This is a genomic window from Nocardia amikacinitolerans, from assembly GCF_900215415.1.
In the GTDB taxonomy this organism is placed as follows: domain Bacteria; phylum Actinomycetota; class Actinomycetes; order Mycobacteriales; family Mycobacteriaceae; genus Nocardia; species Nocardia amikacinitolerans.
Genome location: NZ_OBEG01000003.1, coordinates 366,534 through 392,293, shown reverse-complemented (window position 1 = coordinate 392,293; position 25,760 = coordinate 366,534). Strand labels below are relative to the sequence as shown.

Below are 25,760 nucleotides of genomic sequence, written 5' to 3'. Positions count from 1 at the left end.
CTCGGAGGTATCCGAAACCGGCGCCGCGGACGGGATCAGCGCCGAAACGGAGGCCGTCGAAGGGGTTGGCTCGTCTACCGCAGCGGGAGCCGACACGGCAGCAGATGCCGCCGGAGCTTGCGGCGCTGAAACCGCGACCGTCGCAGCGGCATCGGACGTCGCAGGATCCACCGGCGCCGATTCACCGGTCAGCGCAGACTCGGCAGCTCGCCCTTGTGCATCCGCCGAATTCGACGCAGCAGGGGCTGATGCGGGGGCCGAGGTCGCGATGTCGTCCTCTTCGACGCTCGGAACGCTCTCGCCCGCAGCCACTTCCGTTGGGGTATCGGCGGGATCAGGCGTCGCCGAATCGTCCTCGACACCACGCCGCACTTGGTCCGACACGACACCGGCACCCGTTACGGACCCCGAATCCCCGTCGGCGACTTCGGTTCCCGACGCGCCGTTCTGAACCGCACCGGTCTCCCGGTCCGATTCCGCATCGTCCTCGCCGCCCGGTTCCGCCGCATCCCCGCCCGGCTCACCACCGTCGGCCGAACCCGCCGCACCCTCGACATCCTTCTCCGGCGGCGGCCCACCGAACAACGCGTCCGGCAGCTGCCGTTCCGGCTTGGCCGTCACCTGCTTGAACAACTCGTCCGGCACCGTGCGCAGGGGTTCATCACCCTTCGCGGCGCTCTTCGCGGGCGGCGCGGGCTCGGCGGCGGGGCCGCCGAACAGCGCGTCCGGAAGCCGGCGTTCCGGCTTGGCGGTCACCTGCTGGAACAGTTCGTCCGGCACCGACCTGATCGGCTCTTCAGAGGACATCGGGAGCTACCTTTGCCGCTGCGTTCCACACATCGAGGCGCCACCCGGGCTGTTCGATGCCTGGACCGTGGCTGCTCAGTTGCACCCAGCTGGTATTGGCCAGTCCTCCGAGGATCGGCCAGTTCTGCGGCGGCAGGTCGAGCAGCGCGGCCGTCAGGGCGGCGATCAGCCCGCCGTGCGCCACCAGGATGATAGTCCGGCCCGGCCAATCCTGTCGCTCGCTGAACAGTTCCTGCACGACGGGAAGCGAGCGCGCGCCCACCTCGAGTTTGCTTTCGCCGTTGGGCGGCCGATAGGTGGCGTCGAGCCGCCAGGCGACCCGTGCCCCGGGGTAATCGGCGTCGACCTCGAGGTGGGTGAGCCCTTCCCAGTCACCGAGGTGGGTTTCCCGCAGGCGCGGATCGCGCACGACGGGCATCGACGTGTGCTCGGCGAGGGCGAGCGCGGTGTCGTAGGCGCGCTTGAGATCGGAGGAGACGATCGCGATGGCGTTGCGCGAGACCAGCTCGCGCGCCGCCTCTTTGGCTTGTCTGCGACCGAGTTCGGTGAGATCGGTGTCGATCTGGCCCTGCATCCGATCCGAGGCATTCCATTCGGTCTGCCCGTGCCGCAACAGGATCAAGGTGCGCACACCGGCATACTTGCTCACTCGGCGCCGTTCCCCTCGTCACCCTCGGCGGCGCGCGGATCACCGACACCGGACACCGGAACCACCGGGCAGTCCTTCCACAGCCGTTCCAGCGCATAGAAATTGCGCTCGTCGTTGTGCTGGATGTGCACGACGACGTCGACGTAGTCCAGCAGCGCCCAGCGGCCCTCGCGGGTGCCCTCCCTGCGGACGGGCTTGTGACCTGCCTGCCGCAGCCGCTCCTCCACGTTGTCGACGATCGCGTTGACCTGGCGTTCGTTCGGCGCGGATGCGATCACGAAACAGTCGGTGATCACCAGTTGCTCGGAGACGTCGAGCACGACCACATCGGCAGCCAGCTTCTCGTCCGCCGCCCGCGCGGCGACCTGCGCCATCTCGACCGCCTCGACAGATGCGCTCATGCCTCTTCAGCTACCTTCCGCTGCTCCGGGCACGTAGAGGTGCCGCTTCGATATGTACTGGACCACGCCGTCGGGGACGAGGTACCACACCGGCCGATTCTCGGCGGCGCGTCGCCTGCACTCACTCGACGAGATGGCCAGGGCCGGGACCTCGATCATCGTCACCGCATCGGCCGGAAGATCACGCAGATGTTCCTGGAGATGATCGGCGTTCAGCTCGTAGCCCGGACGGCTCACCCCGACGAACTTCGCCAGTTCGAACAGTTCCGCCCAATCCTGCCACGAGAGGATGTTGGCCAGTGCGTCCGCTCCCGTGATGAAGTACAGCTCGGCGTCCGGATACTGCGCGCGCATCTCGCGCAGGGTGTCCACGGTGTAGGTGACCTTGCCCCGGTCGATGTCGGCCCTGCTCACCGAGAACCGCGGGTTGGAGGCCGTCGCGATGACGGTCATCAGGTACCTGTCCTCGGCCGGACTGACCTTCTTGTGTGCTTTCTGCCACGGCTGTCCGGTGGGGACGAAGATCACTTCGTCGAGGTCGAACCGGTTGGCGACTTCGCTGGCGGCGACCAGGTGCCCGTGGTGGATCGGGTCGAAGGTGCCGCCCATCACCCCCAGCTTGCGTCCGGTCCGGCCTGTCTCTTGCATGAGTGCCGAGCTTAATGCTCGGCCGCCGGCCACCGCCCGGACGCCCGGCTCCCGGGCGGGCGTCCGGCACAGCGGCACCGGACCCGCCCGGCGCCGGAAGGCCGCCGCTCGCGACCGGGTGGATCACCGCGGGATGCGGCAGGACGCCGCGCTGCTCAGGCCCCGTCCGCCGAACCGAACCGGCGCACGAACTCTCCGGCAAGTCCCGCGCCCGCCGCGGCGACCAGCGCGCCGACGGCGGGATGAACGATCAGGCCGGTCACCGCGCCCGCCAGTTCGGGCAGCCGCCGAGCGAACCAGTTGCGCACGTATTCCATGGTCGACAGGTCCGGCTCGTCCGCCGTCACCGCCTCCTCCAGTTCGTCGACCCGCTCCGCGGCCTGGTCCCGCAGCGGACCGTCGGTGGGCAGCTGCGCCCGCAGCCGCTCGAACTCGGCGCGCAGACCGGTCAGATCGACGCCGGCGTTCTGGGTGGAGTCTCGGCCCGCCTCGACCCGGCTGACGGTGTTGTGGTGTCCCACGGCGATCTGGCCTGGCACGTCACCGCCGACGTTCAGGTGGTAGTTGGCTCCGGATGTCTCGGTCACGGTGCGGTCCTCTCAGGTCGGGGGGATGGATGGGATCGGGAGTTCCGAGGTGCTGGACGGCGGCGGGAGGGTCACCGTCGGCGACGGGGGAACGGTGGTCGTCGTCGACGACGACGGGGCGGTGGTGGAAGAGGACGAGCCGGTCGGCGAGGTGGTCGCGGTCGGTGGGAGCACCGCGACGCCGCGCAGTTCGAAGGTGATGGCCGAGCCACCCGAGTCGGACGGAATGACCAGCTTGGCGGCGTAGTCACCGGGCTCGGTCGGGCTGAAGGTGAAGTCGTACACGCATCCGCCCGCTCCGACGGGCGGACATGGGTTGGGCGTCGCCTGAAAGACCGGGTCGCCCGAGAGCGCAGCGGCCGCCTCGTTGTCGCAGGACAACCAGGGAAATCCGTCCGACCGGGTCACGGGTTCCCCGCCAACCACCGCCTCGAAGGTGACCAGGTAGGTCTGGGGAGAGCAGTCGGTGGATCCCGGTCCTGGGTCGGCACGCGGCGGTGCGGGCGTCCGCGGCGGGACCTGGGCCGGGCCGGTGGTCTGCGCCAAGGTCGTGGTGACCGGGACCAGACCGGTCGTCGCCGTGGGCAGCACCGTCGTGATCGGCGCCTGCCCGACCGCGGGCGGCGCGTCGCCGGAGGTGAGGCGTACACCGGTGACCGTCGCTGCGAGCGCGAGCGCCGCGACAACGGAGCCCGTCGCGACCGGATGACCGAGCGCGGTCGAACGCAGCGCCTCCCGCACCGTGTGCGAACCCGCCTGCTTCGTGGCGACGACCGTCGCACTCGCACCCACGCCGGCTGTCATCCCGACGGCCATGCCGAGCGCCTGCTCGCGAACGTGCGTTTCCCTGGTGAAGTACGCGAGATCGGCGGCGTGCCCGACGTGGGTCGCCGCCTGCAAGCCGAGCGCGAGCACCTCTTTCCAGCATCCCCACCGCAAGGACCTGCCGAGGACCGGTGAGACCGCCCTGGCCAGTTCGCGCACCGGGTCGTGCCGTCCGCGCACCATTCCGGCCCGGAGCACCCGCACGACGACGATGTCGACCTCGCGTATCTCCGCGGGCGTCGCCGTCCCGACCACCCAATCGCGCAGCTGGACAAGGTAATCGGACGGATCGGGCGGCGGACCCTGCCACTCGGCGGTGAGCGCCGTCGGGTTGCCGGTCAGCCGGTAGCCCGAGGCGAACGGTTCGGCTAGGTGGATGCGCTCGAGCGCGGTCAACGCCGCCGCCGCGTCCGGTCGGCGGATCAGCACGCCGAGCACGGTGGGGGTCACCGTGGCGCCGGCCAGCGCGCACAGCGCCCGGAGCGCATCGCGCACGTGACCGGCCAAACCGGCGACCATCGCCCGCTGGAGCACGCCGGGATCGGCGAAGAACTCACCGGAGCCCGAGGCACCGACCCACGCGGCGGCGCGCACCAGGGCGAGCGGATGCCCACGCGCCGCCCGGCACAACTGTCTCGCCGCTTCCGTGTGGCGGCCGAGCCCACGACCGAGTGTGCGCGCGAGCAGCGCCATCGCCTGCGGCTCCGGCAGGCCCTGCAACTCCAGCGAATAGCCGTGACCCCACAGGGTTCTCGTCGTCGTCGCGACGATCAGATCCCCCGAGGGCACCGCGTCCAGCACGCTGTCCAGGTCGGCGGCGGAGCCCTCGAAATCGTCGAGGACGATCAGCGCGCGGATCGATCCCATCAACCGGCGCAGCGCGGTGGGGTCCGGCCGGTAGTCGACCGCGTCGTAGCAGGCTTCGAACAGTGATTGCAGCAGGTCCTCGACAGCGAGCCCGGCCGCCGAAAGATAGACGACGGGGTGACCGCCCCGCGCGCGGTCGGCGGCGAAACGGCGAAGCAGCGTCGTCTTGCCGACGCCCGGTGGTCCCGAGATCTCCACGGGCACAGACCGATCCAACGAAGTGGCCACGCCGTGCAGCTCGCGCAGCCGCCCGATCATGTCCCCGCGCGGCGGCGGAATCGGCAACCCGACCGGCCTGCTCCGCCGTCGCACCGCGGGCGGTGGGCCGTCGCGGACGAAGACTTGTGATCCGTGCGCGTTGATGACGACGTTGTGTTCGCCGACGACAACCTGCCCCGCAACGCTCCCGCCGATGCTGACTCGGTGGACCCTACTGTTTTCCCCATCCATGCGAATCTCCCCGGCGACCTCGGTCGTAGCGCAAGAGTAATCGATGGATTACTTTCCGGCTCAGCATTATTCGCGCGCCGAATGGGAATGTCTTTAGTTCGGACAATCAGTCAATTCTTGGCATACCCCGGTGGCTTTCGGTTACGGTCCGGCACGCCGCCGAAGAACGGATGAGCATCCGCAGAAGAACGCCGTCAGCGCTCCCGCATGTCCGCGAGCTGGTTGCGGGTGTATTCCAGTTCGAGGCTCACCTGCGCCGAGGGTTCGCGTGCGGCGAGCGCCTCCAGTTCGGCGAGCACCGCACCGAGCGCGGCGATCCCGTCCGCCCGCTCGGTCTCGGAGTCGGCGGTCCAATACCGCAGCCAGGCCGCCGAACGCAGGCAGCGCGAGCGAGGACCGATCCGATCGAGGTCGCCCCAGAGCTGGGCGGCCCGCAGGTAAGCGAGCCGGGCCTGGTCCTCCGCGCCGCCCGCGTCCAACGCGGAGGCGGCCGACCAGACCAGCTCGGCTTGAAGTTCGACACGCGCGCGATCGGCGCGGATCAGTCGCGCACCTTCGAGAAACTGCTCGCCCGCTTCGCGATACCTGCCGACCACGCGCAACGATTTGCCGAATTGCCCACGCAGCACCGCCATTTCGGCCGCCGGATAGGGCGCGACGCCCGCCGTGAGCGGCGGCTCGAAGAGCCCGACGGCCTCGGCGTGCCGTCCCGCCCTGTGCAGTGCGCGCGCCGCGACCAAGGTCAGGTGCACCGCGTCCGCGTCGGACACACCGCCCCAGCGCGCGGCGGCGTGCAGCGCCGTTTCCGCCAGCTCCAGCTCCCGCCCCGGTCTGCCCGAGAGCACCATGACGAGCTGCGAATGCCACCGCGCGAGCGTCTCGACCGGCAGCGCGCCCGCGCCGAGGGCCAGCGCCTTGCGCAAGTACTCCTCCGCCTCGGCGGGCGCGTCGAGCAGCCGGGCCGCGGCCAGTGCGGCCAGGCGCTCGGCTTCCTCGCCCCGTTCGTCCCCTCCCCCGTCGCCGCTCTGCTCGGCACACCCCGACCCGACGCCTTCCGGCGCTTCGTTCCCCATGCGGGGATCGTTCGCGAAACCGCCAAAGAAACGCTTAACGAATCCTGATCGACTCGGTCATGGCTTGGGGCGCTTGGATTTCGGCAGCTTGCCGACGATCGCGTCGTAGGACTGGTCGACGAGTTCGCGCAGTTCGTCGGCCGGGACCGCCCCGCCGAGACGAATGCTGTTCCATCCGTAGCGGCCGATGTATGCCGAGGCGGTGACGTCGTCCGGGTAGATGCGCACGAGTTCGTCGGCCTCCTCGCGGTTTCGCCCGCATTTGAGGCCGACCGCGTCGCCACCGCCGAGAAACGCGAAGATCTTGTCGCCGACCTTCGCGACGACGTCGCCCTCCCACGGTTCGTCCTGCCACGCGCCCGGTTTGGCGAGGCAGTAGGCCAGCAGCTGTGCGTCGTCCATCTCAGACCGGCAGGAGTCGGGAGACGACGTCGGTCAGCTGTCTGGCCGAACGGCATTCGTACATGTCGATCACCTCGCGATAGCGGTCGGCGGCGGAATCGCCGGAGCCCCATTGGGTTCGCGGTTCCGGGTTGAGCCAGTGCGCGTGCTTGGCGACACCGACCAGTGCGCGCAGCGTATCCAGTTGCGGATCACGGTAATTCGTGCGGGCATCGCCCAGGATCAGCAGCGAGCTGCGGCTGGTGACGGCGTCGGGGAACTCGCGCGCGAACGCGGTCAGCGCGCCGCCGTAGTCGGAATGCCCGTCGAAGCCGACGACGTCGGACTCGGTGAAGATCTTGGCCATCGCCTCGTCGAGCTGCGTACTCGGATCGAAGAACCGGGTCACCTCGTCGGTGTTGTCGACGAACGCGAAAATCCGCACCCGCGAGAACTGTTCACGCAACGCGCTGACCAGCAGCAGGGTGAAGTTGCTGAAACCGGCCACGGAACCCGAGACGTCGCACAGCAAGACCAATTCCGGACGTCCCGGATGCGGCTTGCGGTTCACCAGGTCGATCGGCACGCCGCCGGTCGACATGGACTTGCGCAGCGTGCGCCGCAGGTCGATCTCGCCGCGGCGAGCGTGCTTGCGCCGCACCGCGAGTCGCGAGGCAAGGATCCGGGCCAAACGCTGGCTGCTGCGCCGCAATTCGGCGAGCTCGCGTTCGGAGGCACGCAGGAAGTCCACGTCCTCGGCCTGCCGCGCGACACCGTAGCTCGCCACCCGCTCGCGGCCGATGCGTTCGGCCACCCGCCTGCGCGTCTCGGCCTCGACGGCGGCGCGGAAGCCGTCGATACGCTGACGAGCCGCGCGGCGGGCGACCTCGGCGTCGAACGCACTGGTGTCCGGCCCGACGGCGAGACCGGCCAGGATCTTGGCCAGCAACGTCTGCGGCTGAACTTCTTTGAGCGCCTGGTAGGCCGAGAACGAGGGACCGCGCGCGGACTGATACTGGCCGAGTTGTTCGACCAGCTGCCCCGCCAACTGCTCCAGCCGCCTGCCTGGATCGTCGAGTGCCAGCAACTCGGCGAGCATGTCGCGCAGGGCCGGAATGTCCACCTCGCCGGCGGGTGTGTGCGGTATCGCCACCTCGTCGGCGGCGACGCCGCGCTGACCCACCGCGACCGGGAACCACAGGTCGAAAAGCCCGTCGAAGGTCGCGCGATGGGTGGTGCGGCGCAGCAGCGCGCACGCCAAGCCCTCGCGCAGCACCTCGCGATCGAGCAGATCCAGCACCGTCATCACCCGGCCCGCGTCCACGGTTTCCGACGGTCCGACCGGAATGCCGCGCGCCCGCAGCGCCTCGACGAAACCGACGAGATGGCCGGGCAGCCCGTGCGGGGCGTCCAACGACACCGAATCCGCCGGGCCCGATCCCGCGACCACGGCTCAGGCCAGCTTCAGCTCGGCCAGCGCGCGCTGGTGATCGCTCTGGTGTTTCAGCACGACGCCGAGGGTGGCGCGCACCGTGGAGTCGTCCAGGTCCTTCAGGCCGAGCGCCAGCAGAGTGCGGCCCCAGTCGATGGATTCGGCGACCGAGGGCAGCTTCTTCAACTGCATCCCGCGCAGCACGTGCACGATGCGCACCAGCTGCGCCGACACCGCGGCGGACAGCTCCGGCACCCGGCTGGCCAGGATGCGGCGCTCGAGTTCCTCGTCCGGGAAGTCCAGGTGCAGGTACAGGCAGCGGCGCTTGAGCGCCTCGGACAGCTCCCTGGTGGCGTTGGAGGTCAGCACCACGAACGGCTTCCGACTGGCGGTGATCGTGCCCAATTCCGGGACGGTGACGGCGAAATCGCTCAGCACCTCGAGCAGCAGACCCTCGATCTCGACGTCGGCCTTGTCGGTCTCGTCGATCAGCAGCACCGTGGGGTCGGCGCGGCGGATCGCGGTCAGCAGCGGCCGGGAGAGCAGGAACTCCTCGGTGAAGACGTCGGCTTTCGTCTCCTGCCAATCGTTTTCGCTGGAGGCCTGGATGCGCAGGATCTGCTTGGCGTGGTTCCACTCGTACAGCGCGCGGGCCTCGTCGACACCCTCGTAGCACTGCAACCGCACCAGCTCCGCGCCCGCGGTCTGCGCGACGGCACGGGCCAGCTCGGTCTTGCCGACACCGGCCGGGCCCTCGATCAGCAGCGGCTTGCCCAGGCGGTCGGCGAGGAACACCGAGGTGGCGGTGGCCTTGTCGGCCAGATAGCCGGTGGTGGCGAGCCGCTCGATCACATCGTCGACCGAGGAAAAGATCGGCTCTTGCGGTGCATCGGCCACTGGTCAGTCCTTCCTTCGAAAAGCAGGAGGCGGTCGCCTCCGTCGAGTCCGCCCGCGGCGGACTACACGGGCCGAGTCTGCCCGTCGCCCCAGACGATCCACTTGGTGGAGGTGAGCTCCGGCAGCGCCATCGGGCCGCGCGCGTGCAGCTTCTGGGTCGAGATGCCGATCTCGGCGCCGAAGCCGAACTGCTCGCCGTCGGTGAACGCGGTGGACGCGTTGACCATCACCGCCGCGGCGTCCACCCGGCTGGTGAACTCCCGCGCCGCCGCCAGTTCGGCGGTGACGATGGCCTCGGTGTGGCCGGTGCCCCAGGTGTTGATGTGCTCGACGGCCGCGTCCAGATCGTCGACGATCTTCAGCGCGATATCCAGGGTGAGGTACTCCTCGCCCCAGTCGGCGTCGGTGGCGGGCACCTGGCCGGGCAGATCGCCGTGAATGGTGACGCCGTGCTTCTCCAGGGCGGCGGTGAGCTTGGGCAGCGCGGTGTCGGCGATGGCCTTGTCGATCAGCAGCGTCTCGGCCGCGTTGCAGACGCTCGGGCGGCGGGTCTTGGCGTTGATCAGGATCTGCTCGGCCATCTCCAGGTCGGCGGCCGCGTGCACGTAGACGTGGCAGTTGCCGGTGCCGGTCTCGATGGTCGGCACGGTTGCGTCGCGCACCACCGCGTTGATCAGCCCGGCGCCGCCGCGCGGGATCACCACGTCGACCAGGCCGCGCGCCTGGATCAGGTGGGTCACGCTGGAGCGGTCGTGGCTGGGCAGCAGCTGCACGGCATCGGCCGGAATACCTTGGGACGTCAGCGCTTCGCGCAGCGCCTCGACCAGCGCGGCATTGGACTCGGCGGCCGAGGAGGAACCGCGGAGCAGGGCGGCGTTGCCCGATTTCAGCGCTAGACCGAAAGCGTCGACGGTGACGTTCGGCCGCGCCTCGTACACCATGCCGACCACACCCAGCGGCACCCGCACCTGACGGACCTCGAGGCCGTTGGGCAGCGTCGAGCCACGCACCACGCCGCCGATCGGGTCGGGCAGACCGGCCACCTGCCGCAATCCGGAGGCGATGCCGTCGATGCGCGCCTTGGTCAGGCGCAGTCGGTCGAGCAGCGAGGTTTCGGTGCCCGCGGCCTCGGCGGTCGCGATGTCCTTGTCGTTGGCCGCGAGCACCGTGTCGGCCGCCGCGAGCAGCGCGTCGGCGGCGGCGTGCAGCGCCTCGTTCTTCTGCGCGGTGGTCAGCTGGGCCAGCGCCCTTGACGCGACGCGGGCCTTTCGCGCGGCGTCGTGTACCGCCTCGCGGACATCCAGCTCGGTCGTCGTTCCTACCGTCATGGGTACAGCCTACGCACCGGGTCGGCGGCGCTTTCCACCTGCTCGAGCACCCCGGCGCGCGGACGTACCGTTCGTTGCGTGCGGGCGCGGCGACCGGGGACTACCGTCCGGCGGTATGACCGCTGACGCTCCCGCGATAGCCGTGCTCGGCAGCATCAACATGGATCTGGTCACCACCACACGGCGCCGCCCCGCACCCGGCGAGACGGTGCTCGGCAGCGGGTTCACCATGGTGCCCGGCGGCAAGGGCTCGAATCAGGCCATCGCGGCGCGGCGGGCGGGTGGCGCGGTGTCGTTCCTCGGCTCGGTCGGATCCGACGTGTTCGCCGGCGACCTGCGCCGGGTGCTCACAGCGGCGGGCGTCGGCGCCGACCGGCTGCGCACGGTGCCGGGGGCGAGCGGGATCGCCGCCATCGTGGTGGACGGCACGGGTGAGAACAGCATCATCGTCGTCGGCGGGGCCAACGCGGCGCTGACCGAGCTGACCTCGGACGATCTCGCGGTGATCGCCGCCGCCGATGTGTTGCTGTGCCAGTTGGAGATTCCGGTGCCGACCGTCGTCGCCGCGGCGCGGCACGCTCGCGCCAACGGCACCGTCGTCATACTCAATCCCTCTCCGGTGCAACGTCTTCCGTCGCAGCTGTGGGACTACGTCGATGTGGCCGTGGTGAATTCGGGTGAGGCGGTGGATCTGGGCGGTGCGCTGGACGCGGTCGAGCACCTCGTGGTCACCCGAGGGGCGGCGGGCGCGACCTATCGCGGCCCGGACGGCGCGGAACTGTCGGTGCCCGGGGTGCCGGTGGACGTCGTCGACACCACCGGCGCTGGCGACACTTTCACCGGCGCGCTGGCCGCCGCCTGGCACCGCGGACCACGTACCGCCCTCCAATGGGCTTGTGCCGCAGGCGCTCTGGCCACCACCCGGCTCGGCGCGAGCAGCGCCATACCCGACCGGGAACTCATCGAGGCACTACTGGGTGAATACACGGCCTAGCCGGATCCGCAGGGCTACGGAACCGCGAAGGCAGCCTCGCCGGGCACCGGCGCGTCCCCCCGCGTTGTCCCCACGACCGCGCGGCACAGCGCCTATCGTTGGGATTCATGCCCACTATGCCCGAGCGCATTCCGGCCGACGGGGAAGCAGCGGAGCTCATCGCCCGCGTCGACCCGGAGATGGTCGCGCTGTCCTTCGTGGACAACGCGGGCATCACGCGGGTGAAGACGGTACCGGCCGCGCGGCTGGCGCATGCGGCACGCTTCGGCGTCGGCGTCTCGCCGTGTTTCGAGACCTTCGGTTTCGACGACCTGATGACGGTCGGCCGCTATCTCGGCGGACCCGACGGGGACCTGCGGCTCGTCCCCGATCTCGCCGCGCTCACCGAACTCGCCGGTCAGCCGGGCTGGGCGTGGGTGCCCGCAGGCAAGTACACCCAGGACGGCACGCGGTTCGCGGCCTGTCAGCGCGGTTTCGCGGAGCGTCAGGTGGAGGCGGCGCGGCGGGCGGGGTTGCGGCTGTCGATGGCCTTCGAGACGGAATGGGCGCTGGGCCGAGCCGAGGACGAGACGGGCTTCACCCCCGCGATCCGCGGACCCGGCTACGGCATCATCCGGCTCGGCCAAGTGGCGGACTATGCCCGCGAATTGGTGGGTCTACTGATTCAACAGGGCCTCAGGGTCGAACAGTTCCACCCGGAATACGCGGCGTCGCAGTTGGAGATCTCCATCGCGCCCACCGATCCGGTCGCGGCGGCCGACGCGGCGGTGCTGCTGCGGCACACGATTCGGCAGCACAGCGCCAAGTACGGCTGGCGCGCCACGCTGGCGCCCTGCCTCGTGCCCGATGGCGCGGGTTCCGGTGCGCACCTGCATCTTTCGGTGCACGACGAACGCGGTTCGCTGTTCGCCGACGGGCCAGGTCCCTATGGCATGCAGGAGCAAGGAGCGGCGTTCCTCGCCGGTGTATTACGGGAACTGCCCGCACTGGTCGCGATCGGCGCCGGGAATCCGGCCAGTTTCCTGCGGCTGCAACCCTCCCGGTGGGCGGGGATCTGGCAGTGCTGGGGACGTGAAACACGTGAGGCGGCAGTGCGTTTCGTCACGGGTGTGCGCGGTACCGAACGCTGGGCCGCCAACGCCGAGGTCAAATGCTTCGACGGGACGGGCAATCCGTATCTCATCGTCGGCGCCGTGATCGCCGCCGGGCTCGCGGGTATCGCGGCGGGCTTGCCCCTGCCCAACGAAATCATCGGTGATCCAGCGACTTTCGGGAAAAAGAACCAGGTGCGCAGACTTCCGACCGATGCCGCGGAAGCGGCCGATCACCTAGCGGCCTCCGCGGTGCTGGCCGAGGCGATGGGCCCTGAACTGCACGACGCGCTGCTCACCGTTCGGCGGGCCGAGGCCTATCGCTACCGTGACGCCACGCCGGACGAGCTGGTCGCACGCACCCTCTGGCGGTTCTGACGAGGAGCCGATCATGCTCACCGATGACATCACCCTCACCGACCACCACTGCCACGGCGTCACGGCCGCCGACCTGGACCGTCCCGGTTTCGAGGCGCTGCTCGGCGAAGGCCCACGCGGCAGCTTCGACTCCGCGCTCGGCCTCGCGGTACGGCGCTGGTGCGCGCCGGTGCTCGACCTGCCACCGCACACCGGGGCGGACGCGTACCTGGCGCGCCGCGCCGATCTCGGCTGGCGCGAGGTGGCCGCGCGACTACTCGGCGCGGCGGGGACGGCGCGCTGGCTGGTCGACACCGGACTGCCCGACGGGCTCACCGATCTGTCCGAATTCGGCGCGCTGGCCGGGGGCGAGGTCGGCGAGATCGTGCGGCTCGAGCAGGTCGCCGAGCAGGTCATCGCGGAGGTCGGCGGCACGGCGAAGGTCTTCGACCGCATCGAGGCCGCGGTGCGGGAACGGGCCGAGGGCGCGGTGGGGCTCAAGACCGTCGTCGCCTACCGCGTCGGCCTCGATTTCCCGCTCACCAGCACCCCGCCGCCCACGCTCGCGCCCGAACACCGCCTCACCGACCCCGCCACCCTCGGCTGGCTCGTCGGACTCGGCGCGCGGCTCGGCGCGGAACTGGGGCTGCCGCTGCAAATCCACACCGGCTTCGGCGACCCCGACCTGCGCCTGCACCGCGCCGACCCGCTGCTGCTCACCGACTTCCTGCGCGCACACCCCGGCCTCACCGTCGTGCTACTGCACTGTTGGCCGTTCCACCGCAACGCCGCCTATCTCAGCCACGTATTCGAGCACGTCCACATGGACCTCGGCCTCGCCATTCCGCACGTCGGGCGTGGTGCGCGGGCCGTGCTCGGCGAGGCTCTGGAGCTCGCGCCGTTTCGGTCGCTGCTGTACTCGTCGGACGGGTACGGGCTTCCGGAACTGCACTACCTCGGCGCGGTGCTGTGGCGTGCCGCGCTCGGCAAGTTGGTGGACGAATGGCTCGGCGACGACGTCATCACAGTTGCCGACGCCGAGGCCCTGGTCTCCGGGCTCGCGCATGGGAACGCGGAGCGCATCTATCCGTCCTCGGATACTTCGCGGAAGCCCAAACCGCGGTAGAGCGCGATCGCCGCGACACGGAAATCTTCGGTGCGCAGAGTCATTCGGGCATACCCGTGGGAAATCGCGAAGCCGCAGGCGGCTCGCACCAAGGCGTTGCCGATGCCCTGACCGCGCCATCCGGTGTCCACGGCGAGCCAGTGCAATTTGGCGACTTCCTGGTCCCCGGTGGAATGCACCGACACGAAGCCGACCAGCCGATCGTCGGCGCTGCTTCGCGCGCAGATCGCCATTCGGCAGGTCGCGGGATCGAGCACGCCTTCCGAAATCGCGGCCACGTCCCATCGCCGATCGTCGAAGGCCGAACTCAGGACCGGTAGCAGTTCGGCTCGGGAAATAGTCGCGAGATCTCCACTGCCCGAGGTGGCCAGCGTGACGCCGTTCGGCAGCTGATATCGGTCGTCGACCCTGCTCAGCTCGACTTCGAAACGCAGCAGCCTGCGCGCCGAACCGCTCGCGCCACTGCTGCGAATGTAGAGCTCGTACCGCGACACGACTTCCTCCCACGGTTCCGAATTCGCCAGCAGGTTTTCGAAAAGAGAATCGTAGAACTGGACGAGCAGCCTACCTTCGGCGCTCTTCTGATCGGTGAGCACCGCAGGATTGTTGTGACCCCACACTTGTCGTCCCGCGATGCCCGGTCTGCGGTCGTAGGTGTACCAGCCGAGCGAAATGAGGGTGTCGTCGACCGTCCTGCCACGTACCGATGCCGTGTCCCGGTAATAGGAGAAAGTAATCCGGTCCTCGTATCCGGCGTATTCCTCGTGCTTCGTCACGATCTGGAAGATCAGGCGCCGGCGCTGACTTTCGTTCACCGCGGAATCCGGGTGTTGCAGCAGACAGTGCACGCTCGCGTCGGCGCCGCCGCGGATCACCTGCACCGGGTGACGGCGCGTTTTAATCGCGTGCGGAGCGGTCAACCAGTCTTTACGGTGGAATCATCGAGAGAGAAGAAGGTAGACCGATGTTTCCCGTCGAGCTGCGCGGTACCCGAGCGCAGACGCTGATGTGGGCCAACGAGCACGATATCGAGCCTGCCGCGCTGCGGCAGCTACGGAACATCGCGCAACTCGAATGGGTACACGGGGTGCGCGTGATGCCGGATGTGCACCTGGGGAAAGGGGCGACGGTCGGGTCGGTCATCGCGATGAAGAACGCGGTGGCGCCAGCGGCCGTCGGCGTCGACATCGGTTGCGGAATGGAGAGTGTGCGGACGGACCTGACCGCCGCCGACCTGCCCGACAACCTGCATTCGCTGCGGTCGCGAATCGAGGCCGCCGTGCCGGTGGGCTTCCACGCGCACGATCACGCGGTCAACGTCGGCAAGATCGGCGCCGAGGCCTCGGCCCTCGGCGCGAGCACTCCGACGTTGCGTTCGGGATGGGATCGGTTCTGGGGTTCGTTCAGGACCCTCGACAAAGGTGTGAGCGCGCGAGAGTCCAAGGCGCACAAGCAGATGGGCACCTTGGGATCGGGCAACCACTTCATCGAAGTGTGCCTGGATCAGGACGACACGGTATGGATCCTGCTGCACTCCGGTAGCCGCAACATCGGCAAGGAACTGGCCGAACGGCACATGACGGTCGCGCGTTCGCTGCCGCACAACGTGGACCTACCGGACCGCGATCTCGCCGTATTCCTTTCCGGGACCCCGGAAATGGACGCCTACCGCCACGACCTGACCTGGGCTCAGGAGTACGCGGCGCGCAACCGCGCGGTGATGCTGGCTCTGGTCTGCCGCGCGGTCCGCGACGAATTCGCCGGTCGCACCGTGCGTTTCGACGCGCCGATCTCCTGCCACCACAACTATGTGGCGGAGGAGATCATCGACGGCATGCCGATGCTGGTGACCCGCAAGGGCGCTGTTCGTGCGGGCGAGGGCGATCTGGCGCTGATTCCGGGGTCGATGGGTACGCGGTCATATGTCGTGCGCGGCAAGGGAAATCCCGACTCGTTCCAGTCCGCCTCGCACGGCGCGGGCCGCCGGATGAGCCGGAACGCGGCGAAGAAGCAGTTCACCGTCGCGGACCTGATCGCCCAAACCGAGGGCGTCGAGTCCCGCAAGGACGCCGGTGTCGTGGACGAGATCCCGGCCGCCTACAAGGACATCGACGAGGTCATCAACGCCCAGCGCGACTTGGTCGATGTGGTGGCGACACTGCGCCAGGTGCTCTGCGTGAAGGGGTGAGGTCGAAATCGGCTGCGTGCGATGGACTCGTGGGCTGCCGCAGTCCATCGCACCGCTGGTGAACGATTCGCGGTGAACCGGCCCGCGCTCGGCATCGAGCGGTTCACAGGTCGAGATCAGCGGCGGCGCAGGGTGCCTGCGATGCCTGCGCCGAGGAGTAGGACGCCCGCGAGGAAGATGCTGCCGTTGATCACCCAGGCGTGTACCGCGAGGCGGGTTTCCGCGGAGAGTAGCGGTAGTTCGTCGATCAGGCGGAATGTGTCGTCCGGGAAGAGGAAATAGACGATGCCCGGAAGTACGCCCCACACCAGACCGGCCACGATCGTGCCGACGGGCGCGTAGGCGGCGAGCGCGGCTACCAGGAGGAGAAGTGTTGCGCCGCCGATGATCTGGAAGGTCGAGCCGAGACGGTCGGCGGTGTCGCCGAGGATCACCCACTGCCTGGTGTCGGCGGCGCCGTGCGCGGCCAGCGCGATCCCGATCGGCGTCACAACCAACCCGATCAGCACGGCGACCAGCGTCCTTCCGGGCTTCCCGCTGGTGCGGAACTGCGCGCCGGGCGGGGTCCAGTTCGGGGGCGGTTGGTACTGATACGACATCGTTCGCCTCCTGCGATCCGCCACTGCCGTTCATTGTCGCCCCGCGGCACCGTTTTTCGAGTGGCAATGGAAGACCACGAGGATCTCGTGGACGCACCGGTTCGGTGCCGGATCCGGACTGGGCGGGGTCGACGGCGGGGCACTCCCCCGAGCGAACCGTGTATACCGCGGCACGTCCGCCCCGGAGCGGCGTCGTGGCTCCCACCCGAAGAACGCCGTGCCGGCTGCCGCACGAACGACACCGCGGCCGACACCATCGTGCGTACCCGGATGCGGCCTGCGCCCCTGAAGAACGGTGTCATGGCTACCACGCCCCGACGGGTGGCGCGCACCGTCTGCCTGTGTGCGCCGCGGCCTTGGTCCGAAGAATTGCGTGCTGACGGCCGCGAAAATGACATCGCGCGAGCAGTGCGTAGCTTCTGCAGCCGCCCTCGGCTCGTAGAACGCGCGCTGCTGACGCGCTGACAACACTGCGGCGTGCGTGCGCCGCCTGGGTATCCATGCCACGGCGGCCGTCCGTGCCCTGGTCCCGCAGAGCGGCGGGCCGGCCGCCGAGCGACGGGCAGCGTGACGGGAGATGCCGTCCCACCTCGAGGGGCGGGGCGCGGCAGGTGTCAGTGGGGTGGGGCACGATGGAGCGCGTGACCACGACCGAGGAGAGTTTCGCGATCGACGGCACCGCCTCCGACCTGCGGGAGCGGGCCGAAGCACTGCTGCGCGAGCTGGCGGGGGCCGGGGCGCGGCTACGGGAGGATCAGTGGACCGCGATCGAGGCGCTGGTGGTGCACCGGCGACGGGCCCTGGTCGTGCAGCGCACCGGCTGGGGTAAGTCGGCGGTGTACTTCATCGCGGCGAAGCTGCTGCGCGCCGAGGGCCGGGGGCCGACCGTGATCGTGTCGCCGCTGCTGGCGCTCATGCGCAACCAGGTGGCGGCGGCCGAGCGCGCGGGCGTGGTCGCGGCGACCATCAATTCCGGCAATGTCACCGAATGGGACGAGATCCACGAGCGCGTCGCCCAGGGCGAGATCGACGTGCTGTTGGTGAGCCCGGAACGGCTGAACAACCCGGACTTTCGCGATCAGGTCCTGCCGAAGCTGGCCGCGGACGCGGGCTTGGTCGTCATCGACGAGGCGCACTGCGTCTCCGACTGGGGCCACGATTTCCGCCCGGACTACCGCCGCATCCGCACCCTCATCGCCGATCTCGGTTCGGACGTGCCGGTGCTCGCCACCACCGCTACGGCCAACGACCGCGTGGTCACCGACGTCGCGACCCAGATCGGCACCGACACCCTCGTCCTGCGTGGCACCCTCGACCGGGAATCGCTGCACATGTCGGTGGTGCGCTTCGACGACGCGGTGGAGCGCACGGCCTGGCTGAGCGGCCACCTGCACCGGCTGCCCGGCTCCGGCATCGTCTACACGCTCACCGTCGCGGCCGCCCACGACCTGGCCGACGTGCTGAACTCGCACGGCCACAACGTCGCGGCCTACACCGGCCAGACCGATCCGGCCGAGCGCGAGGCGCTGGAATCGGCGCTGCTGCGCAACGAGGTGAAGGCGCTCGTCGCGACGTCCGCGCTTGGCATGGGTTTCGACAAACCCGATCTCGGATTCGTCGTGCACGTCGGCGCGCCTTCCTCGCCCATCGCCTACTACCAGCAGGTGGGCCGCGCCGGTCGCGGCACCGAGCGCGCCGAAGTGGTCCTGCTGCCCGGGCCGGAGGACACCCGGATCTGGAGCTACTTCGCCTCGGTCGCGTTCCCGCGCGAGCACATCGTGCGCAGCGTGCTCGACGCCCTCGACCGGGACCGAGCGCTCTCGACCGCCGCGCTCGAACCGTTGGTGGAGCTGAACCGTTCCCGCCTCGAGATGGTGCTCAAGGTGCTGGACGTGGACGGTGCCGTGCGCCGGGTGCGCGGTGGCTGGATCGCCACCGGCGAGCCGTGGGTCTACGACACCGAGCGCTACGAACGGCTGTCCGCCGCCCGCGAGGTCGAACAGCAGGCGATGCTGGACTACCAGTCGACCACCGGCTGCCGGATGAACTTCCTGCGCCGCCAACTCGACGACCCCGGCCTGCCCGCACTGGACGGCCAAGCCCCGGGCTGCGGCCGCTGCGACAACTGCACCGGTTCACGTCCGGACGCCACGGTGGACGCCGACGCCGTCGCGGCCACCCGCGCCCGCTTGGACCGCCCCGGCCTGGACCTCGCGCCGCGCAAACAGTGGCCGACCGGCATGGCCAAGCTCGGCATCCCGCTGTCGGGCAAGATCAGCGATGGCGCGGAGACCGGCCGCGTCCTCGGCAGGCTCACCGATCTCGGCTGGGGCCAGCGCCTCCGCGCCCTGCTCGACGCACCCGACGACCCTGTCCCCGACGCCGTCTTCGACGCGTGCATCGCGGTCCTGCGGGATTGGGATTGGTCCACCCGGCCGACCTCGGTCATGGCACTCGCCCCCGACCGCCATCCCGTGTTGACCGCCACCCTCGCCGCGCGCCTTGCCGAGGTCGGGCGCCTGCGCGATCTCGGTACGCTCCCGACCCGCCCCGGCCACCCGCCGGTCTCGGCCGCCAACTCGGCACACCGGGTCGCGGGGCTCTACGACTCCTGGGACGTGCCCGACCTTTCCGGGCTCGACGGGCCGGTGCTCTTGGTCGACGCCCTGACCGATACCGGTTGGACGCTCACCCTCGCCGCCCAGGCACTTCGGCGCGCGGGGGCGCCCGCTGTTCTTCCGTTCGCCCTGGCCTCGGTCACCTAACGCGGGCGCGCACCGCTGCAATCGGCCATGCTCGGCGGACCACATTCCAGCAGTCGACGAGCGCGCCGCCGCGGATGGTTTCGTGGGCACTTGGGCCTGGGGGCACGCGGCGACGTCGGGGATCGGCTCGCAGGTCGGCGCATCGCGGCGTCCGGATCGAACGGCTGCACGTGTACCGCCGTGCGTCGCCTCGCAGTTCGAGCGGTCTCGGAGCACCCCGTCGCGTCAGGGTGTGGGTTTCAGCCGGGCTTCCATGCGGTTCGATGGGCGCGCGGAGGCGGCCTTGAACGCAGACGCGCGGTTGGGGGTGGGGCTGGTCGCTTACGAAGGGGGACCAGCCAATCTCTCGCGAAGGGGCTGGCCAATCTGTACTCACCGGGGGTAGGTGAACCGGATACGGCTGGTTGGGTGGATGGTCGCCCTGGGTGACGTTATGCCCGGGGTTTTGCCGGTCCAAATGGCTTGGCCTACCCAGGTATTCCTCGAACGGTGCTGGGCACGTCGTGTGCCGTACCCGGCTTACCTCCCGCAGTCGGGTGCGCTGTCCGGGCTTCCGGCCGGGTCGACCGGCTGTGGTTGCGTTCCGAATGGGTCATGTAGGGGTGTTCTGTTGCGTCTTGTCTAGGGGGCTACCGCCATTTGACTACCGTCGATAGTGAAATGGATTCGACGATAGTCAAATGGCGGTCAATTGATCTTGGTAAGCCACCATTTGACTACCGTCGATTTGCGCACATCAGATTGCCCGCACGCCCACCGACCCGCGCCGAACTCCCCCACGCACCCACCGCAAACGCAACCACAGCCGGTCGACCCGGCTGGAAGCCGAACTCACGCATACCGACTGCGGGAGGTAAGTCGGGTACGGCACTTTCGCGCCCAGCACCGTTCGAGGCAAACCTGGGGGAACCGCGCCTGCCTGCACGTGAACATCCGGAACCCGTCCCCGAAGCCGCCCCGCGCCGAAAGTGCCGCCAGCTGCCACACAGGCTCAACCCGTATCCGGTTCCGAACCGCAGCGCCGCCAACGCAACCCACCTCATGCACGCAGCAGCCCGGAGCCGAACCGGGCGGAGAGTTCCGCGAGCTCCCCCACTGCCGCACAGGCTCAACCCGTATCACCCGCAGCGCCGCCAACGCAACGACCTCCCGAAGCCGACCCCGGGCACGCGAGCACCTACAAACTCAACGTCGCCCGCAGACTCGCATCCAGCGACTCGCTCTCCGCGGCCGTCAACTTGCCCAGCTTCTCGGCGAGCCACGGCCGATACGCGCGGTGTAGTTCCAGCGCGTCGGCCCAGCCGTGTTCGGTGTAGACGCCCAGCACATGCCCGGGATCGGTGGCGACGACCGGGACCACGTGCAACCACCGGTACGGCGAGGTGATGACGGCCGGGTCGGAGACAAGCACCACGGTGCTGCGGCGCGGGAAGGGCGTGCCGTCGCTGAGGGTCGGTGCGTAGCTCCAGATTTCGCCGCGCCTCATGCGGCACCGCGGGAGCGGCGGCGGGCATCGGCGGCGGCGGACTCGGTGAGGTCGAGTTCGTCTTGGGCAGCCGCCCGGTCGGCTTCGTCGTCGACGGGGAGGCTGGTGAGGCTTTCGTGCACGAGGGCGGTCCGCAGTGAGGAGTTGATCAGGGAGGAGAGGCTGCGGTTCTGGCGCTCGGCGGCCTGCTTCGCCCATTCGGCGACCTGCGGATCCAGGGTCACCGTGATGCGCGTCGCCTTGCTCATACCTTCATGCATACCAGAACGGTGCACCGCACGGAACCGCCACGATCTGCGGACTTTCGACCGGCCACGAGCGGTCCGCACCAGTAAGCTCGCACCGTGGCCAGCAAGTCCGCGACACCCGCCGTCGAGTTGGATGTCGGCGACCATACGGTGCGAATCTCGAACCCGGATCGGGTGTACTTCCCCGAGACCGGCGCGACCAAGCTCGACCTGGTGCAGTACTACCTGAGCGTCGGCGACGGCATCGTCAACGCGCTGCGCGACCGACCGTGCATGCTGCACCGCTTTCCCAAGGGCCTGGCGGGCGACAAGGTGCATCAGAAGCGCTTGCCGCAGGGCGCGCCGGAGTGGATTCCGACGGTCCGGGTCTTCTTCCCGCGCTACGGCCGCCACGCCGACGAGCTGTGCGTGCGGGAGCTGGCCGACGTGATCTGGGCTGTGCAGATGTCGACGGTCGAGTTCCACCCGTGGAACTCCCGCCGAGCCGACACCGAACGCCCCGACGAGTGGCGCATCGACCTGGACCCGATGCCGGACTGTCCGTGGTCGCGGGTGCAGCGGGTGGCGGGCGTCGTGCACGAGGTGCTCGACGAACTCGGCGCCGTCGGCTGGCCGAAGACCTCCGGCGGCAAGGGGCTGCACGTGTACGTGCGGATCGCGCCGGAGTGGGGCTTCGCCGATGTGCGAAGGGCCGCACTGGCTTTCGCGCACGAGGTGGAGCGCCGGGCCCCCGACGACGTCACAACCACGTGGTGGCGCCGCGATCGCGACCCGAACCTGCTGTTCGTCGACTACAACCAGAACGCGCGCGATCACACCATCGCCGCGGCGTACTCGGTGCGCGGCGTGCCGGAAGCGACCGTCTCCACGCCGGTCCGCTGGGACGAGATCCCCGACATCGACCCGCGCGACTTCACCATGAAGACCGTGCCGTCCCGCTATGCCGAGTTGGGCGATCTGCACGCCGGGATCGATGACGCCGTGTTCGCCATCGACCCGCTGCTCGAATGGGCCGACCGGGACCGGATCGAAGCGGACCCGCCGGAGGACGACTCGGAGTGACTCGCGGACGGGCGTGCGCATAGCCTCCTGGTGCTAACGTCGCGGTGGCGAGCAGTCGGTCCGCGCGCGGGCCGCCGGTACCGGGTGAAGGAGGTCCGCGATCATGAGTGAGCGCCGGGGAGCGAACCGACGACACAGCGCGTCCGCGCGCTCGGCCGGTCAGCGAGCGAACCGAGTGCGCTCACGTGCGAGCGTCGGCGAGGCGCGGTCGTGACCGAGACGGCAGTACCGATCGCGATCGGACCCACCCAGCCAGCGCCGACCCTGCTGGAGAAGGCGGTCACCGAAGGTGGCGCGACGCTGAGCGACCTCGCCGACGCCAGAGCGCTGATCTGGGCGGGCGGCCCCGGCGAGTTTCCCGAGCGACTGCCCGACTCCGTCGAGTGGGTCCAACTGCCCGCCGCGGGCGTCGAGGACTGGTTCACCGGCGGTCTGATCGCCCGCCACCCGAACGTCCGGTTCACTTCCGCCGCAGGCGCTTTCGCCGCGAGCGTGGCCGAACACGCGCTGATGATGCTGCTCGCCGGGGTTCGCTATTTGCCCGAACACCTGCGCGCGGGCAGCTGGCGACAGCAGGACTTCTTCCCGCACGTCGGCACCCTGCGCGGCAAGACGGTCACCATCGTCGGCGCGGGCGGCATCGGTCGCGCGCTCATCCCGATGCTGGTGCCGCTCGGCGCGCACATCATCGCGGTGAATCGGTCCGGACGACCGGTCACCGGCCCCGGCATTCCACCGACCGTCGAGACGATCTCCGCCGAACACGTGTCCAAGGTGTGGCCGCGCACCGATCACGTGGTGGTCGCCGCGCCCGCGACCGCCGACACCCAGCACCTGATCAGTGCCGACGTCCTTGCCCGGCTGAAGCCCTCCTCGTGGGTGATCAACGTGGCCCGCGGCAGCCTGGTCGACACCGACGCACTGGTCGCCGCGCTCGCTTCCGGTGCGATCGGCGGCGCGGGACTCGACGTCACCGATCCGGAGCCGCTGCCCGACGGACATCCGCTCTGGGTGCTGCCGAATGCCATTGTGACGCCGCATGATTCGAACCCACCGCAGCTGCGCTTCGCCGCCTTCGCCGACCACGTCGAGGCGAACGTCATCCGCTTCGTCGAGGGGCGCAAACTGCTGGCTCTGATCGATCCAGCACGCGGCTACTGAACTCGCCTCGAGGCTCCTCGCCGCCGCTTCGCATACCCGCCCCGCTACCCGTGGGCCGCCCGCGTGAGCCAGCGCCGTGCCGCCGCAGAAGCCGATGCCCGGGCCTCCATGGAAGCCCAGCGACGCCGCACCTGGCACGCCTACACCGACACCGGCTATCACGGCGTCTTCAGCGCCGCCTGGAGTCGCATGCGTCAGACGCCTGCTGCCGCCGACGCCGGCCACGGAGCCGGTGACCAGGGCGCCTGTCGTCAGGCCGCGCCGGCGTGGGCGTAAGTCGCGCCGAGGCCTGTGCCTGGCAGCGCTCGCGTAGTGAATACGACTACAGCGGCGACCCCGCGCCGCATCATCCCCCGGCGCAGCAAACCGGCACCCTCCACCGCACCGTGACCCCGGCGTTCCCAATCCGCCATTGACAAATGGCACATTAGGAGATGATCCTTATCTCCATGACAAGGTCAACGAAGACCTCGGTCCCCGGCGTTCCGGCCGCGCCCTCGCTGCGCGCCGGGCTTGCCGCCGCGGCCGCCGAGTACGGATTGCGGCCGCTGAACTGCGCGATTCCGCTGAACACGCCGGGTATCTGGTTCGCACGCAAACTGATCGCGACGATCATGGCGGCGGGCGGGCCACCGCCGTCCGGCACGAACGTGAGCCAGGTCCGCGCGGGCACGGTGCGGGGCGAGTGGGTGCGCGCCGCCGGCGTCGAATTCGGGAAGCGGGCGATCTACTACATCCACGGCAGCGGGTACGTCCTGTGTTCGGCGCGTACGCACCGCGGGCTCGCCGCGCGGCTCTCCCGCGAGACCGGTCTTCCGGTGTTCCTCACCGACTATCGGCTCGCGCCCGAGCACCGCTTCCCCGCCGCGGCCGACGACGTGGCCGCGGGCTATCACTGGCTGCTGACGCATGGCTTCGAGGGAAAGGACATCGCCGTCGCCTGTGATTCCGCGGGCGGACATCTCGTCCTGGATCTCTTGGTGCAGAACGGAACTCGGTCGGCGCCGCAACCCGCGGCCGTGGCGATGTTCTCCCCGCTGCTCGACCTCACCCTGAGCCTCGCCGCGGAACAGGAACTGCGCAAGCGCGATCCGGTCATCTCCGCACGCGCCGCCGCTCGGCTGCCCCGCCAATACACCCGCGGCCTGCCCGCCGACACACCGCGACTGCGGCTCACCGTGCCCTCTGGCATCGAGTTGCCGCCGATCCTGGTGCAAGCCGGTGGCGCCGAGATGCTCAGCGCGGACGCCCGGCATCTGCACGACATGGTGCGCGCCGCGGGCGGCAGCTGCGAGCTGGAGATCTGGCCGGGCCAGGTGCACGTCTTCCAGGCGTTGCCCCGGCTGGTTCCGGAGGCCGACCTGGCGCTGCGCCGCGCCGCTGAATTCCTCGGCACGGCATTTGCCGCGCGCACCGAAGTAGAACAGGTGAGCTGAGATGTTGGAAAGAATTGTGCCGCTGAGTCTTCGAGCGCGCCGCAGCCATGGCGCGCGAGCCGTGGTGACCGGGGCGGGCAGCGGCATCGGCCGCGCCTTCGCTGTCGAGCTCGCGGCCCGCGGCGGTCGGGTGATCTGCGCCGATATCGACCAGGCGCGCGCCGAGGAGACGGTCGCCCTGATCGAGCGCACCCGCCCCGGCGCCGCGCACGCCTTCCGCTGTGACGTCTCCCGGCGCGCGGACGTGGAGGTCCTCGCCCGGTTCGCCGAGTCCGTCTTCGACGAGCCGGTCTCGCTCGTGATCAACAACGCCGGTGTCGGCATCGGCGGAAAGCCCGTGGGCGCCATCGGTTTCGCCGACTGGGAGTGGGCGCTCGGCATCAACCTGTGGGGCGTGGTGCACGGCTGCGAGATCTTCACCCCGATGCTGCGGGAGGCGGGGCGCGGCGGCATCATCAACGTCGCCTCGGCGGCCGGTTTCGCGGCCGCGCCGTCCATGGCCGTCTACAACACCTCCAAGGCCGCGGTGCTCTCGCTGTCCGAGACCATGGCCGCCGAACTGGGCGGCAGCGGTGTCGCGGTCACCGTGCTGTGCCCGACGTTCGTCAAGACCAACGTGGCCAAGGACGGTCGCATCACCGCGCAGTCCATGAAACTGGCCGAAACCCTCATGCGCTGGACCGGTTTCACCCCGGAACACGTCGCACGCGTCACCCTCGACGCCAACGACCGCGGCCGCCTCTACGTCCTGCCGCAACTCGACGCGCACCTGATCTGGCGCCTCAAGCGCTACTTCCCCGCGCAGTACACCTTCGTCCTCGGCCTGCTGGAATGGCTGCTGCCGCAAGACGATTCGACCACACCGGACCGCGCAGCGGTCACCGACAGAACAGGAGTCTGAC

At 69.6% G+C, this 25,760-nt stretch carries 23 protein-coding genes; 9 read left to right on the top strand and 14 right to left on the bottom strand.

The annotated features are described in order from the left end of the window. Window positions 1-796 precede the first annotated feature (796 nt). From CRP45_RS16040 to CRP45_RS15995, 10 genes are all read right to left on the bottom strand, one after another. A complete protein-coding gene (locus CRP45_RS16040) occupies window positions 797-1,456 on the bottom strand; it encodes a histidine phosphatase family protein (protein WP_067787350.1) in 660 nt (219 codons plus the stop codon). After that, on the bottom strand, window positions 1,453-1,857 hold the full coding sequence (gene rsfS / locus CRP45_RS16035; RefSeq protein ID WP_067787352.1) for a ribosome silencing factor: 405 nt from the start codon (window positions 1,855-1,857) through the stop codon (window positions 1,453-1,455). The genes CRP45_RS16040 and rsfS overlap by 4 nt, the downstream gene beginning before the upstream one ends. 6 nt (window positions 1,858-1,863) lie before the next feature. Beyond that, window positions 1,864-2,505, bottom strand: a complete 642-nt coding sequence (gene nadD / locus CRP45_RS16030; RefSeq protein ID WP_084483097.1) for a nicotinate-nucleotide adenylyltransferase — start codon at window positions 2,503-2,505, stop codon at window positions 1,864-1,866. Between the two features lie 155 nt (window positions 2,506-2,660). Beyond that, the gene (locus CRP45_RS16025) at window positions 2,661-3,092 is read right to left on the bottom strand and encodes a hypothetical protein (protein WP_218018422.1); all 432 of its coding nucleotides are present in this window, start codon (window positions 3,090-3,092) and stop codon (window positions 2,661-2,663) included. Between the two features lie 12 nt (window positions 3,093-3,104). Further along, window positions 3,105-5,234 carry an ATP-binding protein gene (locus tag CRP45_RS16020; RefSeq protein WP_143861446.1) on the bottom strand — a complete coding sequence of 710 codons (2,130 nt, stop codon included), beginning with the start codon at window positions 5,232-5,234 and terminating at the stop codon, window positions 3,105-3,107. Between the two features lie 194 nt (window positions 5,235-5,428). After that, a complete protein-coding gene (locus tag CRP45_RS16015; RefSeq protein ID WP_097245734.1) occupies window positions 5,429-6,307 on the bottom strand; it encodes an ATP-binding protein in 879 nt (292 codons plus the stop codon). A 57-nt stretch (window positions 6,308-6,364) separates the two neighbouring features. Beyond that, window positions 6,365-6,709: an MmcQ/YjbR family DNA-binding protein gene (locus CRP45_RS16010; RefSeq protein WP_067787359.1), complete on the bottom strand. Its 345-nt coding sequence runs from the start codon at window positions 6,707-6,709 to the stop codon at window positions 6,365-6,367. 1 nt (window position 6,710) lies between these two features. After that, window positions 6,711-8,138, bottom strand: a complete 1,428-nt coding sequence (locus tag CRP45_RS16005; protein ID WP_097245733.1) for a vWA domain-containing protein — start codon at window positions 8,136-8,138, stop codon at window positions 6,711-6,713. Window positions 8,139-8,141: 3 nt separating this feature from the next. Further along, entirely contained in the window at window positions 8,142-9,017 is an 876-nt protein-coding gene (locus CRP45_RS16000) for an AAA family ATPase (RefSeq protein WP_067787362.1), read from the bottom strand. 62 nt (window positions 9,018-9,079) lie between these two features. Beyond that, a complete protein-coding gene (locus CRP45_RS15995; protein ID WP_097245732.1) occupies window positions 9,080-10,345 on the bottom strand; it encodes a glutamate-5-semialdehyde dehydrogenase in 1,266 nt (421 codons plus the stop codon). A gap of 115 nt (window positions 10,346-10,460) precedes the next feature. Here CRP45_RS15995 and CRP45_RS15990 point away from each other — a divergent pair, with 115 nt between their 5' ends. From CRP45_RS15990 to CRP45_RS15980, 3 genes are all read left to right on the top strand, one after another. Then, the gene (locus CRP45_RS15990; RefSeq protein WP_097245731.1) at window positions 10,461-11,339 is read left to right on the top strand and encodes a ribokinase; all 879 of its coding nucleotides are present in this window, start codon (window positions 10,461-10,463) and stop codon (window positions 11,337-11,339) included. A 107-nt stretch (window positions 11,340-11,446) separates the two neighbouring features. Next, complete coding sequence (locus tag CRP45_RS15985; protein ID WP_097245730.1) at window positions 11,447-12,808, top strand: type I glutamate--ammonia ligase; 1,362 nt, start codon at window positions 11,447-11,449, stop codon at window positions 12,806-12,808. Between the two features lie 13 nt (window positions 12,809-12,821). Continuing rightward, window positions 12,822-13,913 (top strand): amidohydrolase family protein, encoded by a 1,092-nt coding sequence (locus CRP45_RS15980; RefSeq protein ID WP_097245729.1) that lies wholly within the window; start codon window positions 12,822-12,824, stop codon window positions 13,911-13,913. Here CRP45_RS15980 and CRP45_RS15975 read toward each other — a convergent pair. Continuing rightward, complete coding sequence (locus tag CRP45_RS15975; RefSeq protein WP_143861445.1) at window positions 13,871-14,833, bottom strand: GNAT family N-acetyltransferase; 963 nt, start codon at window positions 14,831-14,833, stop codon at window positions 13,871-13,873. The two genes, CRP45_RS15980 and CRP45_RS15975, sit on opposite strands and share 43 nt — an antisense overlap. A 44-nt stretch (window positions 14,834-14,877) precedes the next feature. Between CRP45_RS15975 and CRP45_RS15970 the strand changes: the two genes are divergently transcribed. Then, window positions 14,878-16,101 carry an RtcB family protein gene (locus CRP45_RS15970; RefSeq protein ID WP_097245727.1) on the top strand — a complete coding sequence of 408 codons (1,224 nt, stop codon included), beginning with the start codon at window positions 14,878-14,880 and terminating at the stop codon, window positions 16,099-16,101. A gap of 116 nt (window positions 16,102-16,217) precedes the next feature. On the opposite strand, the gene CRP45_RS15965 is transcribed toward CRP45_RS15970, so the two are convergent. Then, window positions 16,218-16,700 (bottom strand): hypothetical protein, encoded by a 483-nt coding sequence (locus CRP45_RS15965; protein WP_097245726.1) that lies wholly within the window; start codon window positions 16,698-16,700, stop codon window positions 16,218-16,220. Between the two features lie 632 nt (window positions 16,701-17,332). Here CRP45_RS15965 and CRP45_RS15960 point away from each other — a divergent pair. Beyond that, complete coding sequence (locus CRP45_RS15960) at window positions 17,333-19,465, top strand: RecQ family ATP-dependent DNA helicase (RefSeq protein ID WP_097246101.1); 2,133 nt, start codon at window positions 17,333-17,335, stop codon at window positions 19,463-19,465. A gap of 1,177 nt (window positions 19,466-20,642) precedes the next feature. Here the strand turns inward: CRP45_RS15960 and CRP45_RS15955 are convergent. Both CRP45_RS15955 and CRP45_RS15950 read right to left on the bottom strand, forming a co-directional pair. Then, window positions 20,643-20,951 carry a hypothetical protein gene (locus CRP45_RS15955; RefSeq protein ID WP_067787380.1) on the bottom strand — a complete coding sequence of 103 codons (309 nt, stop codon included), beginning with the start codon at window positions 20,949-20,951 and terminating at the stop codon, window positions 20,643-20,645. After that, on the bottom strand, window positions 20,948-21,199 hold the full coding sequence (locus CRP45_RS15950; protein ID WP_067787381.1) for a DUF6364 family protein: 252 nt from the start codon (window positions 21,197-21,199) through the stop codon (window positions 20,948-20,950). Before CRP45_RS15950 ends, CRP45_RS15955 begins: the two co-directional genes overlap by 4 nt. A 96-nt stretch (window positions 21,200-21,295) precedes the next feature. Here CRP45_RS15950 and ligD point away from each other — a divergent pair, with 96 nt between their 5' ends. From ligD to CRP45_RS15930, 4 genes are all read left to right on the top strand, one after another. After that, complete coding sequence (gene ligD, locus CRP45_RS15945) at window positions 21,296-22,261, top strand: non-homologous end-joining DNA ligase (protein WP_097245725.1); 966 nt, start codon at window positions 21,296-21,298, stop codon at window positions 22,259-22,261. A gap of 210 nt (window positions 22,262-22,471) precedes the next feature. After that, window positions 22,472-23,422, top strand: coding sequence for a D-isomer specific 2-hydroxyacid dehydrogenase family protein (locus CRP45_RS15940; protein WP_097245724.1), 951 nt, complete (start codon window positions 22,472-22,474; stop codon window positions 23,420-23,422). Between the two features lie 449 nt (window positions 23,423-23,871). Continuing rightward, on the top strand, window positions 23,872-24,858 hold the full coding sequence (locus CRP45_RS15935; protein ID WP_179830890.1) for an alpha/beta hydrolase: 987 nt from the start codon (window positions 23,872-23,874) through the stop codon (window positions 24,856-24,858). A gap of 1 nt (window position 24,859) precedes the next feature. Then, the gene (locus CRP45_RS15930) at window positions 24,860-25,759 is read left to right on the top strand and encodes an SDR family NAD(P)-dependent oxidoreductase (RefSeq protein WP_097245722.1); all 900 of its coding nucleotides are present in this window, start codon (window positions 24,860-24,862) and stop codon (window positions 25,757-25,759) included. The last annotated feature ends 1 nt before the right edge of the window (window position 25,760 follow it).